This is a genomic window from Cupriavidus sp. FW306-1B-F12B, from assembly GCF_058781795.1.
The window spans coordinates 1-17160 of record NZ_JBYSXC010000013.1; the positions used below are offsets into that span (position 1 = coordinate 1).

The 17160-nt window shown below is 68.3% G+C and carries 21 protein-coding genes; 8 read left to right on the forward strand and 13 right to left on the reverse strand.

Features of this window, described 5'->3' with window-relative positions; translation table 11 throughout:
* On the reverse strand, positions 1–670 hold a 670-nt coding region (locus AC3WLE_RS20875), incomplete at its 3' end, for a DNA translocase FtsK 4TM domain-containing protein (RefSeq protein ID WP_492363593.1).
* Positions 671–924: 254 nt separating this feature from the next.
* On the opposite strand from AC3WLE_RS20875, the gene AC3WLE_RS20880 reads away from it, so the two are divergent.
* A complete protein-coding gene (locus tag AC3WLE_RS20880) occupies positions 925–2151 on the forward strand; it encodes an EAL domain-containing response regulator (protein WP_492356286.1) in 1227 nt (408 codons plus the stop codon).
* Positions 2152–2169: 18 nt separating this feature from the next.
* Here AC3WLE_RS20880 and AC3WLE_RS20885 read toward each other — a convergent pair whose 3' ends face one another.
* From AC3WLE_RS20885 to AC3WLE_RS20895, 3 genes are all read right to left on the reverse strand, one after another.
* Complete coding sequence (locus AC3WLE_RS20885; RefSeq protein ID WP_010809992.1) at positions 2170–2736, reverse strand: DUF4136 domain-containing protein; 567 nt, start codon at positions 2734–2736, stop codon at positions 2170–2172.
* A 110-nt stretch (positions 2737–2846) separates the two neighbouring features.
* Positions 2847–3266, reverse strand: a complete 420-nt coding sequence (locus AC3WLE_RS20890) for a DoxX family protein (protein WP_492320192.1) — start codon at positions 3264–3266, stop codon at positions 2847–2849.
* A 197-nt stretch (positions 3267–3463) separates the two neighbouring features.
* Positions 3464–4411, reverse strand: a complete 948-nt coding sequence (locus tag AC3WLE_RS20895) for a LysR family transcriptional regulator (RefSeq protein ID WP_492320191.1) — start codon at positions 4409–4411, stop codon at positions 3464–3466.
* 141 nt (positions 4412–4552) lie between these two features.
* Here AC3WLE_RS20895 and AC3WLE_RS20900 point away from each other — a divergent pair, with 141 nt between their 5' ends.
* Complete coding sequence (locus tag AC3WLE_RS20900) at positions 4553–5173, forward strand: FMN-dependent NADH-azoreductase (protein ID WP_018315412.1); 621 nt, start codon at positions 4553–4555, stop codon at positions 5171–5173.
* Between the two features lie 181 nt (positions 5174–5354).
* A complete protein-coding gene (gene egtB / locus AC3WLE_RS20905) occupies positions 5355–6644 on the forward strand; it encodes an ergothioneine biosynthesis protein EgtB (protein ID WP_492320190.1) in 1290 nt (429 codons plus the stop codon).
* Between the two features lie 7 nt (positions 6645–6651).
* On the opposite strand, the gene AC3WLE_RS20910 is transcribed toward egtB, so the two are convergent.
* The 8 genes from AC3WLE_RS20910 to mltG all read right to left on the reverse strand — a co-directional run bounded on the left by AC3WLE_RS20910 (position 6652) and on the right by mltG (position 12367).
* A complete protein-coding gene (locus AC3WLE_RS20910; protein ID WP_492320263.1) occupies positions 6652–7041 on the reverse strand; it encodes a YkvA family protein in 390 nt (129 codons plus the stop codon).
* 15 nt (positions 7042–7056) lie between these two features.
* Positions 7057–7824, reverse strand: a complete 768-nt coding sequence (locus AC3WLE_RS20915) for an ankyrin repeat domain-containing protein (protein ID WP_492320189.1) — start codon at positions 7822–7824, stop codon at positions 7057–7059.
* Positions 7817–8611, reverse strand: a complete 795-nt coding sequence (locus AC3WLE_RS20920) for a TatD family hydrolase (RefSeq protein ID WP_492320188.1) — start codon at positions 8609–8611, stop codon at positions 7817–7819. The genes AC3WLE_RS20915 and AC3WLE_RS20920 overlap by 8 nt, the downstream gene beginning before the upstream one ends.
* Before the next feature lie 24 nt (positions 8612–8635).
* Positions 8636–9136, reverse strand: coding sequence for a GNAT family N-acetyltransferase (locus tag AC3WLE_RS20925; protein WP_492320187.1), 501 nt, complete (start codon positions 9134–9136; stop codon positions 8636–8638).
* Positions 9137–9173: 37 nt separating this feature from the next.
* Positions 9174–9566: a PilZ domain-containing protein gene (locus AC3WLE_RS20930; protein WP_010810001.1), complete on the reverse strand. Its 393-nt coding sequence runs from the start codon at positions 9564–9566 to the stop codon at positions 9174–9176.
* A 61-nt stretch (positions 9567–9627) separates the two neighbouring features.
* Positions 9628–10635 (reverse strand): DNA polymerase III subunit delta', encoded by a 1008-nt coding sequence (locus tag AC3WLE_RS20935; protein WP_492320186.1) that lies wholly within the window; start codon positions 10633–10635, stop codon positions 9628–9630.
* A gap of 117 nt (positions 10636–10752) precedes the next feature.
* Positions 10753–11364, reverse strand: a complete 612-nt coding sequence (tmk, locus tag AC3WLE_RS20940; protein ID WP_492320185.1) for a dTMP kinase — start codon at positions 11362–11364, stop codon at positions 10753–10755.
* 7 nt (positions 11365–11371) lie between these two features.
* Positions 11372–12367: an endolytic transglycosylase MltG gene (gene mltG, locus AC3WLE_RS20945; RefSeq protein WP_492356287.1), complete on the reverse strand. Its 996-nt coding sequence runs from the start codon at positions 12365–12367 to the stop codon at positions 11372–11374.
* Between the two features lie 224 nt (positions 12368–12591).
* On the opposite strand from mltG, the gene ygfZ reads away from it, so the two are divergent.
* The 3 genes from ygfZ to AC3WLE_RS20960 all read left to right on the forward strand — a co-directional run bounded on the left by ygfZ (position 12592) and on the right by AC3WLE_RS20960 (position 14818).
* Positions 12592–13608, forward strand: a complete 1017-nt coding sequence (gene ygfZ / locus AC3WLE_RS20950) for a CAF17-like 4Fe-4S cluster assembly/insertion protein YgfZ (RefSeq protein ID WP_492356288.1) — start codon at positions 12592–12594, stop codon at positions 13606–13608.
* A 17-nt stretch (positions 13609–13625) separates the two neighbouring features.
* Positions 13626–13916, forward strand: coding sequence for a DUF4936 family protein (locus AC3WLE_RS20955; RefSeq protein WP_492356289.1), 291 nt, complete (start codon positions 13626–13628; stop codon positions 13914–13916).
* A 74-nt stretch (positions 13917–13990) separates the two neighbouring features.
* A complete protein-coding gene (locus tag AC3WLE_RS20960) occupies positions 13991–14818 on the forward strand; it encodes an NRDE family protein (protein ID WP_492356290.1) in 828 nt (275 codons plus the stop codon).
* A 28-nt stretch (positions 14819–14846) separates the two neighbouring features.
* On the opposite strand, the gene AC3WLE_RS20965 is transcribed toward AC3WLE_RS20960, so the two are convergent.
* A complete protein-coding gene (locus tag AC3WLE_RS20965; protein ID WP_492320181.1) occupies positions 14847–15275 on the reverse strand; it encodes a GNAT family N-acetyltransferase in 429 nt (142 codons plus the stop codon).
* A gap of 201 nt (positions 15276–15476) precedes the next feature.
* Here AC3WLE_RS20965 and AC3WLE_RS20970 point away from each other — a divergent pair, with 201 nt between their 5' ends.
* Both AC3WLE_RS20970 and ltnD read left to right on the forward strand, forming a co-directional pair.
* A complete protein-coding gene (locus AC3WLE_RS20970) occupies positions 15477–16211 on the forward strand; it encodes a FadR/GntR family transcriptional regulator (RefSeq protein ID WP_492356291.1) in 735 nt (244 codons plus the stop codon).
* Between the two features lie 55 nt (positions 16212–16266).
* A complete protein-coding gene (gene ltnD, locus AC3WLE_RS20975; RefSeq protein ID WP_492320180.1) occupies positions 16267–17160 on the forward strand; it encodes an L-threonate dehydrogenase in 894 nt (297 codons plus the stop codon).

Here is a 17160-nt window from a genome sequence, read left to right on the forward strand (position 1 = left end):
GCTGGGCCGGACGCGGCGCCGGTGCCGCCGCGGCGGGTGCGGGCGGCGCGCTGCGCGCCGGCTTGACCGCGCCCGGCGACTCGGCGTGGTGCAGCCAGATCTCGCCCGGCTGCGGCGGGGATTCACGCGTGCGGCGCGGCGGTTGCCAGGCGGGCTGGCGGCGCGCCGAAACCGCTTCGAAGCTGCGATGGCGCGTGGCGGGCGCGGTCCAGCCGGGGTTGCCTGCCGCCGGCGCATCGCGGCGCTCTGCCTCGCGCATCGGCTGGGTGGCAGCAAAGGAAACCGGCGGCTCTTCCGGCGCCGCGTCAGGCGCGGCGGCGCGGCGCGGCTTGCGCGAAAACAGGCTGCGCCAGGTTTCACCGAACACCATCGGCGCGGCCAGCGCCAGTACGCCCAGCATCAACAGCAAGGCACCGGTCCAGCCGAACAGGTTGCCCATCATGCCGGCCAGTGCGCGACCAGCCGAACCGCCGGCGCTCGAGTCCGGATCGCTGCCACTGGTCAGTGCTTCCAGGCTGGCGCTCGCGCACAGCACGGTGAGCGTGCCAAGCCAGACGCGCAATGAGCCGGGCCCTGCCAGCCGGCGCTCGCCGGCGAGCCAGCGCGTCACCAGCCGCCAGACCAGCGGCACTATCCAGAAAGTCGAAAATCCGAACCAGCCAAAACCCATTATCGACATGCCATGTTCAAAACTACGGGCAGCGATTGTAGCGGTTATGGCAGGCGGCGATTGAATCGGAAAGCGCAAATATTCGTAACGCAGCGCGTTTCCGGGGCGATTGCGCTACGATCCCTGTGCGATTCCGGATGCCAGCGGCGCCAGACTTTGCGCCATCCGGTGGTTGGCGCAGCGGCGCCGCGCTACCATGCGGGCAACCCCCAATCGAATTGCATTCCAGGCGGCCCGCCGCCTCCCCCTCCCCCATGCCGATCCGCTACGCCAGGCTGCGCGTTCTTGTCGTCGAAGACCATCCGTTCCAACGCGTCGCGGCCAAGGGCATCCTGCGGCATCTGGGCGTGCAGACCCTGGTCTGCGCTGAAAACGGCACGCAGGCGGCCGAGATCCTTGCACGCGAACCGTTCGACATCGTGTTCTGCGACATCGAAATGCCTGGCGGCAACGGCCCCGAGCTGATTGCCGAGCTGCACCGGCGCGGGCAGCATGCCTTTGCCGGGGCGGCGCCGGTGTGGGTCTGGGTGACGGCGCTGGCGGAGGACATCCTGGATTCAAACCGCGGCCTGGCGCACGCCGCCGGCATCCCGCGCGTGCACGCGCTGCGCAAGCCGCTGTCGCGCGATGCAGTGGAAGAGATCCTGGCCGATGCGCTGGTGCGCCAGCCTGCGGGCGAATCCGCCCCGCCGGCGTGGTCGCCCGACGACGCAGAACTGGTCGCCGCCACCCGCTCGGGCACGGACCTGCTGGTCATGCTGCAGCCCCAGCACGAGATTGCCAGCGGCCGGCTGGCCGGTGCCGAGGCGCTGGTGCGCTGGCGCCATCCCGAACACGGCCTGGTGCAGCCCGACCTCTTTATCCCACGGCTCGAAGCGCTCGACGCGGCCGACCCGGTGTTCTTCTTCGTAACCCGCCAGTGCCTGGCAGCGCAGCAGCGGCTGCGCGCGGCGGGCATCCACATCACGCTGGGCATCAATGCCTCGGCGCAAACCCTGTGCCGGCCCGGTGTGCTGGAGACGTTCGATGCCCTGGTGGCCGCCAGCGGCGTGCCGCGGCAAGCGCTGACGGTGGAGTTGACCGAGGGCTATCCGGTGCCCGATACGCTGGCCCTGTCGGTCGCGCTGAACCGCTTGCGGCTGCTCGGCTACGGCGTGGCGATCGACGATTTCGGCGTTGGCATCGCCACGCTCAAGCTGCTGGCGGACCTGCCTTTCACGCAGCTGAAGCTCGACCGCTCGTTCATTGTCGATGTCGACGGACATGGCCAGCGTGCCGCGATCTGCCGCAACATGATCAACCTGGCGCGCGAGCTGGGCCTGGAGTGCGTGGCCGAAGGCGTCGAGACCGACGCCCAGCGCGCAGCGCTGCTGGCGCTGCGCTGCCCACTGGGCCAGGGCTACCTGTGGTCCGCGCCCAAGCCGGCCGAGGTCTTCGTCGCGGATGCCATCGACCGGGCGGCAGTCACGCCGGCGGCGTGAGCTGGCCCCGAGCCCGCGCTACTGCGCGGCCCGGAACGGATACTTGGCAAAGATCTGCGCCACGGTCTTGTCGATGCGCTGCTGGGCGCTGGCCTTGTCGCTGGTGTCCACGCTGCCCACCGCCACGCCTTCCCAGACCAGCTTCATCTGGCGCCGGTCGACCAGGTCGATGTTGACCGTGCCTTCGGTGTAGGTATAGACGTCGTTGTAGAAGCCGTAGCCCGGCCACGGCGCATACAGCCCGCCGCGATAACCGTAGTAGCCCATCATCGGCGTCGGCGCCGGGCTGACCTGGACCTTCTCCTGCAGCCGGGCATTGAAGTTGACCAGCAAGTCCGGCGACTGCGCCGCATAGCGGTAGCCGCGCGCGGTCAGTTCCCGCTGCACGGCGGACTTGAAGTACTGGGTGGTCAGGCTTTCATAGCCCTGGCGATCGGTGCCGAGATGCTCGACGAAGCCAAAGCTGCGGTAGGCACTGAAGTCAGTGCTGCGGTTGTAGTCGGTCTTGATGTCGGGCACGCTGGCGCAGCCTGACAGGACCAGCGCCGCGGCCACGACCGGAAATAGCTGCCGGAAGGGTTTCACGATACATCTCCATGATGTCCGCGGCAGCGCGCACATGCAGCCATGCCGCCACGCGCAAGCGCCACCGGCGCCGGAACGCCGGCGCACCGTACGCCATCTGACCCGATGGGCTAATTCAGCTTGCCATTGATGCCGCCCACGCTGAACCGGCCCGCGCCCAGCAGGGCCACCGCCAGCGCCGCGGCCAGGAACATCCCTTGCAACTCAAGCGCCCAGCCGCCGGTATCGGACAGCATGCCGAGCTGCTTGGTATGCACCAGCGCCACCGCAAACAGCATGTTGATGGCAACGATCAGCGCCGCCAGCCGGCTCCACAGCCCGATGATCAGCAGGATCGGGGCCACTACTTCCCCAATGTAGACGCCGTAGGCCAGCCATGCCGGCAAGCCGGCGTCGGCGACCACCTTCCCCACAAAGCCCATGCCGGACGCACCGGTCAGCTTGGCGATGCCGTGCATCAGGATCAACACGCCAAGCACGATGCGCAGCAGCGCCTTGCCCAAGTCCTGGGAACCCTGAGAGCCACCCATGGCCGTTCTCCTTGCCGTTGTCTGTCGAGTTGGTTGTCGAAGCCAAGCGCCTTTACCCTCACGCGCAAGGTTCGCCCCTGTACCTTAGTGCGAGGCGGCGTGAAGGTAAAGCCGCAAATACGAGACTGCCTGCTGGCCGGGATGCGACCGGCACACCACCTCGCCAATCCCGCCATGCCGTATCCGGGAGGCCTGCGCTACACCAGCCGGTGCATCGCCGGCTGCCGCGGCTCAAGCATGCCGACCTTGGATGCGCATTCGGGCAGGACCTCGCCCAGGAAGTCGAGAAAACGCCGGGTGGCAGGCGTCACGCCCTTGCGGGAGGGGAACACCGCATGCAGCGTGCCGACCGGCATGTCGTACTGCGGCAACACCAGTTCCAGCTCGCCGCTTTCCAGCGCATCGCGGCAATACATCCGCGGCAGCATGGCCACGCCCGCGCCGGCGATCGCCGCCTCGCGCAGCAGCACGAAGTCTTCGGTGACCAGGTGCGGTTCATAGGCAATCTGGATCGAGTCGCTGGTCTTGCAGCGCAGGTTCCAGACATGCTTGCCGTCGTGCGGCGGCTGTCCCACGCCCGGCATGCCGTCCAGCGCCTGCGGTGTGCGCGGGCGGCCGATGCTGTCCAGCAGCGCGGGGCTGGCCACCAGCATCAGCTGGCTTTCACCGAAGGTGCGCACGGCCAGGCTGGAGTCCTCCATGGACTCGCGCACGCGCAGGGCCAGGTCGAAGCCTTCGCCGATCACGTCCACGCGCCGGTTGGTGGTCTCCAGCTCGATGCGCACGGCCGGGTTGGCGCGCATGAAATGGCCGATCGCCGGTGCCAGCAGGATCTGGGCGATGGCGATCGGGCAACTCACGCGCAGCGTGCCGCCGGGCTGCTCGCGCGCCTGCTCGATGACCTCGCGGGCCGCCTTGGCCTCATTGAGCATGGCGCGGCAGCGTTCGTAGAAGGATTCGCCAAGCGGCGTAACGCGCACCTGCCGTGTCGTGCGGCGCAGCAGCTGCACGCCCAGGTCGCGCTCCAGCTGGGCGATGCGCCGGCTCAGGCGTGACTTGGGCACGCCTGAGGCGCGGCTGGCCGCGGAAAAACTGCCGTGTTCGACCACCTGGGCAAACAGGGACAAGTCGTTGAGGTCTTGCATGGATGGCTCCGGGATCACCGTGCGGCCGCCAGGCTGGCGTTGCGTCGGTAGAACAATCATTTGCATTTTGCCTCACTACCGATACCAATGGCCAGCCGCTATCTTTCATCCATCGCAACCGCACCCCTTGTGGAGATAGACATGAACATCCTGCAGATCGATTCCAGCGTCCTTGGCGACAACTCCGTTTCGCGCAGCCTGACCGCCAGCGTGGTGGCCGACCTGGTCGCCGCCAACCCGGGCGCCAAGGTCACCGTGCGCGACCTGGACCAGGACGCTCCGGCGCACCTGTCCGGCAACCTGCTGCCCGTGCTGGGCGGCCCGAAGGAAGGCCTGAACGCCGTTCAGGAAGCCGAGCTGCAGCGCACCGAGCAATGGCTGGCCGAATTCCTGGCCGCCGACGTGCTGGTGGTGGGCGTGCCGCAGTACAACTTCAGCATCCCCAGCCAGCTCAAGGCCTGGATCGACCGCATCGCGCAGGCTGGCCGCACCTTCAAGTACACCGAGAACGGCCCGGTGGGCCTGGCCGGCGGCAAGCGCGTGATCGTGGTGTCGTCGCGCGGCGGCGTGCGCCAGGATGCCAATGAGCTGGACCTGCACGAAAAGACCGTCGACATCGTGTTCCGCTTCCTGGGCATCACCGACATCACCTACGTGCGTGCTCACGGCCTGGCCATGGGTCCGCAGTTCCGCGAAGCCGGCCTGGCCAGCGCCCGCACCGAAATCGCGGCACTGAACGACGCCAGCCGCCTGGCCGCCTGAAGTCCTGTGGCCGGCCGGCGCTGCAGGACGGCGCCGGCTCGCCCCGCGGACGGATCGGGTCTATGATGGATCGGGGCGCTACGGCGCCCCGCGTGCCATGGGCGGCGCGCCGGCCCCGGCTATTTGCCCGCGGCTGTCCTGCCGCCTGCAGTCATCGACCGATCCACTCCCGGGAGCCCGCATGACTTCAGCCCTGTTGCCAGCCGCCGCCCTCCATCCGCCGCACGAACCCGCCCTGCTTTCGCAGTATCGCCACGTACGCACCGCCACCGAGACCCTGGTGGCCGACCTGTCCGATGCCGATGCCACCGTGCAGTCCATGGACGACGCCAGCCCGGCAAAATGGCACCTGGCGCACACCACATGGTTCTTCGAGGAATTCGTGCTGGCTGCGCGGATCCCCGATTACGAGCCGGTGGACCCGGACTACCGCTACCTATTCAACTCGTACTACGAAGCGGTCGGCCCGCGCCACCCGCGGCCGCAGCGCGGGCAGCTGACCCGCCCCTCGCTGGACGAGGTGCTGGCCTACCGCGAGGCCGTGGACGAATCGATGCTGACCCTGCTGGGCAGCGCCCAGACCGATGACGAGGCGGCGCTGATCATGCTTGGCCTGCAGCATGAACAGCAGCACCAGGAACTGCTGCTGACCGACATCCTGCATCTGTTCGCGCAGAACCCGCTGCGCCCCGCCTTTGCCCCGGAACTGCCCGAGCCGGTGATCGCCGACCCTCGGCCCGCGCCGGACTGGATCGGCTTTGACGGCGGCCTGGTGGAGATCGGCCACCGCGGCGAGACCTTTGCCTTTGACTGTGAAAGCCCGCGGCACAAGGCCTACCTGGCACCGTTCACGCTGTGCTCGCACCCGGTCAGCAACCGGCAATGGTTTGAATTCATCGAGGATGGCGGCTACCAGACGGCCGGGCTGTGGTTGTCCGACGGCTGGCGCTGGCTGTGCGAGCAAGGCATCCTGGCCCCGCTCTACTGGGAAGAACGCGAAGGCACGTGGTGGCAGATGACGCTGCGCGGGATGCATCCGGTCGACCCGGACAGCCCCGTCACCCACGTCAGCTTCTATGAGGCCGAGGCATTCGCGCGCTGGGCCGAACGCCGGCTGCCGACCGAGGCCGAATGGGAGCACGCGGCGCGCGGCCTGCCCGCCACCGGGAATTTTGTTGAAGGCCGCGCGCTGCGGCCGTTGCCGGACCGGCAGAACACCTCAGGCGTGCTGCGCCAGATGTTCGGCGATGTGTGGGAATGGACCGGCAGCGCCTTCCTGCCGTATCCGGGCTTCCGCCCGAACGCGGGTGCGGTGGGCGAGTACAACGGCAAGTTCATGAGCGGCCAGATGGTGCTGCGCGGCGGGTCGTGCGTCACGCCCGAATCGCATATCCGGGCGACGTACCGCAACTTCTTCTATCCGCACCAGCGCTGGCAGTTCACGGGCGTGCGGCTGGCGGACGACGTCTGACCGCGCTTTAGCGCGGCGCCAGCCAGCGCCACGCCAGCCAGGCCAGCAACACCCACACCAGCACGATGACCACGGCGGCCGCGCGATTGCGCGGCCGTTTTGCATGCGTGGCCTGCCATGCATCGGCCCGGCCGCGGCATTCATCCTTCACTGGCACCGGAATCATCCGCAGAGCCAGCCAGATGCCCAGCGGCACCAGCAGCACGTCATCGACATAGCCCAGCACCGGGATGAAATCGGGGATCAGGTCGATCGGGCTGAAGGCGTAGGCCACCACCAGCGCGGCCAGCAGCCGCGCGCTCCACGGCGTGCCGGGGTGGCGGCTGCAAAACCATAGCGTCAGCAGGCTCGCCTTGAGCCCGCGCGCCCATTGGCGCAGGCGTGCGCCGACGGCCATCGCCGGCATCAGCGCTTACCAGCCCTTGGTCTTGGGCTGCTGCGCCGCGGGTTGCTGCGCCGCGGGCCGCTGCCCGCCCGGCTCGCCGGTGGGCGCCTTCAGCGGCGGCGCCGCCACGATCGGCGTCTGCGGGTACAGCTTCTGCCAGCGCGCCTTCAGGCCCTTGGCGATCTCGGCCTGGTTGTAGCGCTCGGCGAAGTCGATCACGGTCATGCCCTGCTGGTTCTTCAGGCGCATGTCGGCGCCCTCGTCCAGCAGCAGCTTGACGGTCTCGATATGGCCGCCACGCGCGGCCATCATCAGCGGCGTGGTGCCGTTGGGGCTTTCGGCGTCGATATAGGCGGCATGGTCGACCAGGTACTTGACCACGTTGTTGTGGCCATTGGTGGCCGCATAGTGCAGCGGGGTCCAGCCGGTCTTGTTGATCTCGGCCTCCATCTCGTCGACCATCAGCTTGACCATGTCCAGCTCGCCCTGCAGCGCGGCCATCATCAGCGGGGTCTCGCCGGCCGGGTTGGCCTTGTCGAAGTCGATGTCCTTGGCGCGGATCAGCACCGTGGCCGCCTTCAGCGACTTCTCGCGCAGCGCCAGCACCAGCGCCGGGTTGCCGCGGCTGTCCACCAGGTTGGGATCGACGCCCTTGGCCAGCAGCTTCTTGACGGTGTTGGCGTCGTCGAATTCGACGGCCTTGCGCATGTCGTCGGCAGGCGCCGCCTGCGCCAGGGTGGCGGCGGCCAGCGCAAGGGCGCCGGCGGCGCGTCGGGCAAACTTCATGTCAAACATGCGACTCCCTGTCAATGTGCTTGAATAGATTGAAGAAATTTTCCGTCGTCTGCTCCGCAACCTGTTCCACCGGGACCCCGCGCAGCTGCGCGATGAACTCGCCCACATGGCGCACCCAGGCAGGTTCGTTGGTCTTGCCGCGGTATGGCACCGGCGCCAGGTAAGGCGAATCGGTCTCGATCAGCATGCGCTCCAGCGGCACCTTGCGCGCGGTCTCCTGCAGGTCGGCCGCGCTCTTGAAGGTGACGATGCCGGAGAACGAGATATGGAAACCCTCGTCCAGGGCCTGGCGGGCGACGTCCCAGGTCTCGGTGAAGCAGTGCATCACGCCGCCGGCCTCGCGCGCGTTCTCTTCGCGCATCAGGCGCAGCGTGTCGTCGGCGGACGAGCGGGTATGGATGATCAGCGGCTTGCCGGTCTGGCGCGCGGCGCGGATATGGGTGCGGAAGCGATCGCGCTGCCATTCCATGTCGGCGATGCTGCGGCCGTTCAGGCGGTAGTAGTCCAGCCCGGTCTCGCCGGTGCCGACCACGCGCGGATGGGCGGACAGCTCCACCAGGCGCTCCAGCGTGGGTTCCTCGCCCTCTTCGTAGTCCGGGTGTACGCCGACCGAGGCGTACAGGTTGGGATGCTGCTCGGCCAGCGCCAGCACGCGCGGGAAGTCTTCCAGCGTGACCGAGATGCACAGCGCATGCGTGACCTGGTTGGCGCGCATGTTCTCCAGCAGTTCCGGCAGGCGCGCGGCCAGCTCGGGGAAATCGATATGGCAGTGGGAATCGACAAACATGGGGAATCTCTGTTGGCGGGCGGCTCAGTCCACGCGGCGGCCGACGATGATCAGGTCGCGCTCGACACCGTCGAGCACGGCAACGCGCGGCAGGTCGCCCCAGCGCGTAAAGCCCAGCGACGCGAACAGGCCCAGGCTGGGCGCATTGTGGCCGAAGATAAAGCCGAGCAGCGTGTTCACCCCGACCCTGGGCGCATGGTCGATGGCCTGTTGCAGCAGGTAGCGGCCCAGCCCCTGGCCGCGGCGCTGCGCGTCCAGGTAGATCGACACCTCGGCGGTGGCGCCGTAGGCCGGGCGGCCGTAGAAGTCTGAAAAGCTCATCCAGCCGGCCATGCGGCCGTCGGCATCCTCGCACACCCACAGCGGGCGGCGCCCGGGCTGGTGGGCATCGAACCAGGCCTGGCGTGAAGCCACGGTGACCGGTTCGGTATCGGCGGTGACCATACGCGAGGGCACGGTGCTGTTATAGATGGCAACGATGCCCGGCAGGTCGCGGAGCTCGGCAATGCGAAGTGAAAAATTCATTGAAAATCAAAATGTTGTGATAACAACCTCACAACGTTCATAAAGTTTGCGTGGGGCGCCCGGACTCCAGCATCTTGCCCAGGATCTCCTCCACCGCGCGGCGCAGGTTGCGCCCGTTGTCGTCGTCGGGGAAATGCACGCCGACGCCGGGGGTCTTCATCGGCGTGCCCGCCGGGGTAATCCAGGCCACATGGCCCGCGATCTGGTATTTCTGCGGCCGGTCCAGCAGCGACAGCACCAGGAACACCTGCTCGCCCAGCCGGAACGGCCGGTTCGACGGCACGAAAATGCCGCCGCGCGCCAGGAACGGCATATAGGCCGCATACAGCCCGGCCTGGTCCTTGATCGACAAGGACAGCACATTGGGACGCGATGCCGCCCCGCTGCCGGTTGGCGCAGCGGGCGGTGCGCCGGCGACTGCTGTGTTCATGGTTGACCCCCTGAATGACGGTGCTGCTTGTTGTTATGGCTTTTTTTGACTGCCAGGCGTACTACCGGAACAGCTGGCGGTATTCCAGGAATACCGCTTCCATCACCAGCCGGGCCGCCAGCGGATGGTTCTCGCTGCGGCGATGCGCGCTCAACCGGCTGGCAAAGGCCTGCAGGCGGCGCGCGTCGGTGGCCCCGGCGCAGCGCGCCAGCACGGCCCGTTCCTTGGGCAGGTACCGCGGCGTGGCGCTGCCGTCCAGGCGCAGCGTCAGGAGATCGTACGTCCAGCGCTGGAGGATGCCAAGCACGGCAGGCACCGGCAGCTTCTGCAGTTGCTCGGCCGCCGCAGCGGCGTCGAAGGCGGCGGCGGCGCCCAGCTGGCCGACCAGCCAGCGCTGCAGCGGCTGCTCCTCGGCCTCGGCCGCATGCAGCGCGGTCAGCGGCGAACCGCCGGCCAGCGCCAGCTGGGCCTCGGCATCGGCCACGCCCTGGCCGCGCAGCCAGGCCAGCGCTGCCTCCGGCGTCGGGCGCTGGGCCGAGAACTGGCGGCAGCGCGACAGGATGGTCGGCAGGATGCGGTCGAGGCGGTCGGTCACCAGCAGGAACACGGTGGACGGCGGCGGCTCTTCCAGCGTCTTCAGCAGTGCGTTGGCGCCCTCGGTCTGCAGCGCATCGAGCGGATACACCACCACCACGCGCAGCCCGGCCCGGTGCGTGCCCACGCCCACGGCCTCGATCAGTGCGCGCACCTGCTCCATGCGGATGATCTTGCTGGGCGCCTTCTTCTTGCCGCCCTCGTCGGTCTCGGCCTCGGCCGCGGCGTCCAGCGCCTCGGGCCGCACCACGGTGAAGTCCGGGTGGTTGCCCTGGCTGAACCAGTGGCAGGCGGCGCACTGGCCACAGGGCTGGCCGTCCGGCAGCGGCGCCTCGCACAACAGCCCCTGCGCGAAATGCAGGGCCAGGTCGCGCTTGCCGATGCCTTGCTGGCCATGGATCAGCAAGGCATGCGGCAGCCGTTCACGCAGCGCGCCAAGCCTTTGCCAGTCTTCCTTCTGCCAGGGATATAGCATGTGAATCAGTAGGTTGGTGATCTAACTTCAAGTTTTACCTGTGATAGCCCCGTCATTGCAGCTTCCACAATGGCGCAGCACTCATGTCTATCACGCCAGGCATATATCGGCCAGAAATCAGACAGTTGCGATGATTTTTTCAAGTTCATCGCGAATGTCAGCAATGCTGCGGGTGGCGTCGATCACCCGGAAGCGCTGCGGCGACTGGGCCGCGCGGCGCAGGTATTCATCGCGGGTGCGCTGGAAGAACGCGCGCGACTCGGATTCGAACTTGTCAGGCGCGCGCGCGCCGGCCAGGCGCTCGCTGGCGGTTTCCAGCGGCACGTCGAAGAGCAGCGTCAGGTCCGGCTGCAGGCTGCCCTGCACCCAGTCTTCCAGCACTTCCAGGCGCTCGGTGGCCAGGCCCCTGCCCCCGCCCTGGTAGGCGAAGGTGGCGTCGGTGAAGCGGTCGGAAATCACCCACTTGCCGCGCTCCAGCGCGGGGGCGATGACCTCGGCGATATGCTCGCGCCGGGCCGCGAACATCAGCAGCGCCTCGGTTTCCAGGTGCATCTTGCGATGCAGCAGGATCTGGCGCAGGTCTTCGCCCAGCGACGTGCCGCCGGGCTCGCGGGTGGTGACGACACCGGCAATATCGCTGCGTGCGCGCAGGCGGTCGGCGACCCAGTCGATATGGGTGCTCTTGCCGGCGCCGTCGATGCCTTCAAACGTAATGAATTTTCCGCGCATGGAATGCCTATTTGCCGCGCTGGTACTTGTCGACCGCGCGGTTGTGTTCGGGAAGCGAGTTGGAGAAATGGCTGCTGCCGTCGCCGCGGGCGACGAAGTACAGTGCGTCGGATGGCGCCGGCGTGGTGGCCGCCGCCAGCGAGGCCAGCCCCGGCAGCGCAATCGGCGTGGGCGGCAGGCCGGTGCGGGTGTACGTATTGTACGGGGTGTCGGCCAGCAGGTCGCGCTTGCGCAGGTCGCCGTCGAAGCCATCGCCCAGGCCGTAGATCACGGTCGGGTCGGTCTGCAGCATCATGTTCTTGCGCAGCCGGTTGATGAACACGGCGGCGATCATCGGGCGTTCGGTGGCCTGGCCGGTTTCTTTCTCGACGATCGACGCCATCACCAGGGCCTCGTACGGGGTCTTGTACGGCAGGTCGGGCGAGCGTGCGTTCCAGGCCTCGTTCAGGCGCCGCTGCATGGCACGGTAGGCGTGCTTGTACAGGTCGATATCGCTGCTGCCGCGCGCGAACAGGTAGGTGTCCGGGAAGAACATGCCTTCGGGCGAGGTCTCGGCCGCGCCGATTGCCTTCATCAGGTCCGCATCGGACATGTCCCGGGTGTCGTGCCGCAGCGCCGGGCTGGCGTCCACGGCGGCGCGCATCTTGCGGAATCCCCAGCCCTCGATCACCGTGACCACATAGTGGGTGACCTCGCCGCGCGCCAGCTTGCCGATGATCGACAGCGGCGTGGCGCCGGTCACGAATTCATAGCCGCCTGCCTTCAGGTCAGGGCCGTGGCCGGTCAGGCGCACCAGCAGCAGGAACAGCCGCGGATCCATGCCGACGCCGCCGCGCTGGATCTGGCGGCCGACGCTGGCGACACCGGAATTGGGCTTGATCACCACTTCCACGGGTGACTTGCTGAGGGGCAGCGGGTGATTGGCCCACCACGCGAACGCGCCCGCGGCCGCCAGCGCGAACACCAGGATGGCCAGGCCAAGACTAAGGAAAAATCGTTTCATGTATCAGGAATAGGGGCGGCTGGCCGGATTCGTCGGAAGGCTTGCGCACCACCGCTTGCCGCCACGTGCTGCCGGCGCCGGCCGAAAATCTCATAGCCCCATATAATAACCGGCAGCCTCGCACCGACCATGCGCCGCGGCGCGGGCGCCGCTTGCCGGCCCGCCCGGCACGGCGCACGACCGGTGCCTTCCCTCTCCCGAATTGCCTCAACGATTGCCACGCAATGCCAGTGATGAATGCCCAAGCCCAGGAACTCGCCGCAAACCTTGAAGCCTTGAGCGGCAGCGGCATCGTCTGCAGCCCGGCCGGGCTCGGCCTGGTCCGTGTGGCCGGCGACGATGCCGGCAGCTTCCTGCACACCCAGCTGACCAATGCGGTCGAAGACCTGAAGGCCGGCGCGGCCCGCCTGGCGGGCTATTGCTCGCCCAAGGGGCGCCTGCTCGCCACCTTCCTGATGTGGCGCGATGCCGGAGGCATCGTGCTGCAGCTGTCGGCCGACATCCAGGCCCCGGTGCAGAAGCGCCTGTCGATGTTCGTGCTGCGCTCCAAGGCCAAATTGTCAGATATCACCCCCACCCATGCGGTCCTCGGCCTCGCCGGGGCCGGCGCTGCCAAGGCCCTGGCCGCTGCCGGCCTGCCCGTGCCGGAGGTCGCCTTTGCCGTGGCCGAAGCCGACGGCATCACCGTGATCCGCCTGCCGGATGGCGCGGGCCAGCCGCGCTGGCAGCTGGTGCTGCCGGCCGAGCGCGCCGAGGCGGTGCGCGCGGCACTTGCCGCCACGCTGCAGGGCGCGTCGCCCGCGCTGTGGGACTGGCTGGAAGTGCAGTCGGGCCTGCCCCGCATCGTCGCGGCCACGCAAGAGCAGTTCGTGCCGCAGATGATCAATTTCGAACTGGTGGGCGGGGTCAATTTCCGCAAGGGCTGCTATCCCGGCCAGGAAATCGTGGCGCGCAGCCAGTACCGCGGCACGCTCAAGCGCCGCATGTGGCTGGTGCAGGGTGAAGGCGAAGTGCCGGCGCCCGCGGCTGAAATCTACCGTCCGGAAGATCCGGGCCAGCCGTGCGGCATGATCGTCAACGCCGCACCGGCGCCCCAGGGCGGCTGGGCCGGGCTGGCCGAGCTGAAGATCGATGCCGCCGCCAGCGCGCTGCGCCTGGGCAGCGCCGAGGGCGCGGCAGTAGCCACCGCCACCCTGCCCTACGAGGTGCCGCTGGGCGAGTCCGCCCAGGCCGCTGGCTGAAACCCACAGGAACTGCCATGAGCGATCACCTCTACGTCTATTTCCGCGTCCCGGAAGCCGTTGCCGTCGAGGCGCTGCCGCACTGGCACCGCTGGATGGAGACGGTCGCCGAAGCAACCGGAATTGGTGGTACGCTGATGCGCAGGCCGGAAACCCGCGCCGGCGTGCAGACCTGGATGGAGTGCTATGCCGACGTGCCGCCCGCGTTCGATGCCACGCTGGAAGGCCTGTGGCGGCAGAGCGGGCTGGACCAATGGGTCGATGGCGAGCGGCGGGCCGAGCACTTTGTCGACCTGGACGTGTTGTAGGCGTCCAGGCTGCCGTTGGACTGAAGTACGCCGGGTGCCACTGCAGCGACCCCGGCGGCAAAGGAAGCAAAGCGATGTGTCTGATCCTGGTTGCCTGGCAATCCCACCCGGACTATGCCCTGGTCGTCGCCGGCAACCGCGATGAATTCTATGTCCGCCCCGCGGCGGCCGCGCACTGGTGGCAGGATGCGCCGCAGGTGCTGGCCGGGCGCGACCTGGCGGAAGTCATCGGCGAGCCCGGCACCTGGATGGGCGTCAACGCCGACGGCCGCTTCGCCGCACTGACCAACTACCGCGCCCCGTCCGAAAAACGCACCGACGCGCGCTCGCGCGGCGAGCTGGTGGCCGGCTTCCTGCGCGGACGCGAGGCACCGTTCGACTACCTGGACGGCCTCGCCGGCGAAGACGGCCGCTACAACGGCTTCAACCTGCTGGCGAGCGACCTGCGTGAACTCTGGTGGTACAGCAACCGCGCCGCCTCGCGCCAGCCGCAACGGCTGCGCCCGGGCCTGTACGGCCTGTCCAACGCCCTGCTCGACACGCCCTGGCCCAAGGTGCGCAGCCGCGTGGGCGCGCTGGCCGAAGTGCTGGCCGCCGACAGCGGCCAGGCCAACGCCAGCGCCGAGCCCTACCTGCAAATGCTCGCCGAGGCGCGCCAGGCGGCGGATTTCGAACTGCCTGCCACGGGCGTGGCGCCGGAATGGGAAAAGCTGCTGTCGTCGGCCTTTATCCGCTCGCCGCTGTACGGCACGCGCGCCAGCACGGTGCTGCGCGTGCGCCACGATGGCCGTTTCGACCTGAGCGAGCGCAGCTTCGACGCCGACGGGCGCATCGGCGACGTCAACTTCCACGGCAAGCTGAACCTGCAACGCGACACCGGCATCGTGCCCGCGCCGCGCTGAGGCCCGCTGGAACCGAGGATTCCGGCGCTCAGCCGGCCAGCCGCTTGCGCATCTCCACGTGCGGGATGCCCGCCTCTTCGAATTCCGGCCCCACCTGCGCAAAGCCCACGCGCGCATAGAATGGCGCCGCGTGCGTCTGCGCATTGAGCACCAGTTCCGGGTACCCGAGCTGCTCCGCCTTCTCCATCAGCGCTTCTAATACCAGCGCCCCGACGCCGGTGCCGCGCGCAGTTTTCAGCACGGCCATGCGGCCGATATGGCCATCCGGCAGCAGCCGTCCGGTGGCGACCGGCGTGCCATCCCCGGCCAGCGCCAGCGCGTGCCAGCTCGGCTCGTCCCACTCATCCCATTCCAGCTCCACCGGCACGCCCTGCTCTTCGACGAAGACGGTGTAGCGGATGGCGCGCGCGCGTTCGCGGGCTTCGGACCAGGGGCAGATCAGGACGGTGACTGGCATGGCGGTGCAATCAGGCTGGTTGAATGGCAGGGCCCGAAATCCGAGCGGGCGCTCATGATACGCCTGTGGTGCGGGGCGTGCATATCGCACCAAAGTGGATCAAAGACGGCATTTTCCGCACCAGACTAGGGTTTGCCCGGGGAGGCATCGCCTTAGCAAATTTGTATGATGACCTTATTACCAAATGACCCGGAGACTTCCGTGTTCCAGAAAGTCCCAGCCCGCGCCCTGACCGACAACGTCGCCGAACAGTTGCTGGACAAGATCCAGAGCGGCGCCTTTGCCCGCGGCGCCAAGCTGCCGACCGAGGCGGTGCTGTCCGAGGAATTCGGCGTCAGCCGCACGGTGGTGCGCGAAGCCATCTCCCGGCTCAAGTACGAAGGCGTGGTGGAGTCGCGCCAGGGCAGCGGCGTGTTCGTGACGCTGCAGGCCGGCATCCGGCCGCTGCGCATCGACTACACCGAAACCGGCACGCTGGAATCGGTGCTGCAGATCGTCGAGCTGCGCCGCGCGATCGAGGCCGAGGTGGCCGCGCAGGCCGCCCGCCGCCGCACCGATGCGTCGATGGCAGCCATCGACGCCGCACTGGCCCGGCTCGACGAAGAGGTAGCGCAAGGCGGCGACGGCGTGCCCGAGGACGTGGCCTTCCACCGCGCCATCGCCGAAGCCACCGGCAACCCGTATTTCCTGAAGACGCTGGCCTTCCTCAGCCAGTACCTGGAAGCGGCCACGCGCGTGACCCGCACCAACGAGGCGCGCCGCGCGGACTTTTCGCGCCAGGTGCGTGAAGAACACCAGGCCATCGTCGCCGCCATCCGCGCCGGCGACCCGCTGGCCGCGCGCAATGCCGCGCAGAACCACATGTACAACGCCGCGCACCGGCTGGCCCAGCTGGGTGCGGACGAGAGCGGCGAAGCGCACGGCGCCACCAACTGACGCGCGCGCAAGCCCGAACCATCGAATCATCCGTATCTGTTTCAGGAGTCCCTTCATGTCCAGGAATATCGGCGTCATCGGCCTTGGTGCCATGGGCTTTGGTGTCGCGCAGTCGCTGCTGCGTGCCGGCTTCAACGTGCACGCGTGCGACCTGCGCCCCGAAGTGCTGCAGCGCTTTGCCGATGCCGGCGGCGTGCCGTGCGCCTCGCCCGCCGAGCTGGGCAGCCGCTGCGACGTGGTGCTGACGCTGGTGGTCAATGCGCAGCAGACCGAGGCCGTGCTGTTCGGCGCCAACGGTGCCGCGGCCGCGATGCAGCCGGGCAAGCTGGTGATCGCCAGCGCCACCGTGCCGCCGGGCTTTGCCGAGGCGCTGGGCCGCCGGCTGGCTGAACAAGGCCTGCTGATGCTGGACGCACCGGTCTCCGGCGGCGCCGCGCGCGCCGCCAGCGGCGAAATGACCATGATGACCTCCGGCCCCGCCGAAGCCTATGCGCTGGCCGAGGGCGTGCTGGCCGCCATCGCCGGCAAGGTGTACCGCCTGGGCGCCGCGCATGGCGCGGGCTCCAAGGTCAAGATCATCAACCAGCTGCTGGCCGGCGTGCATATCGCCGCGGCCGCCGAAGCGATGGCGCTGGGCCTGCGCGAAGGCGTGGACCCCGATGCGCTCTATGACGTGATCACGCACAGCGCGGGCAACTCGTGGATGTTCGAGAACCGCGTGCCCCATATCCTGAAGGGCGACTACACGCCGCTGTCGGCGGTCGACATCTTCGTCAAGGACCTGGGCATGGTGCTCGACACCGCGCGCAACAGCAAATTCCCGCTGCCGCTGTCTGCGGCCGCGCACCAGATGTTCATGATGGCCTCCACCGCCGGCCATGGCGGCGAGGACGACTCGGCCGTGATCAAGATCTTCCCGGGCATCGAACTGCCGGGCAAGGCTGAATAA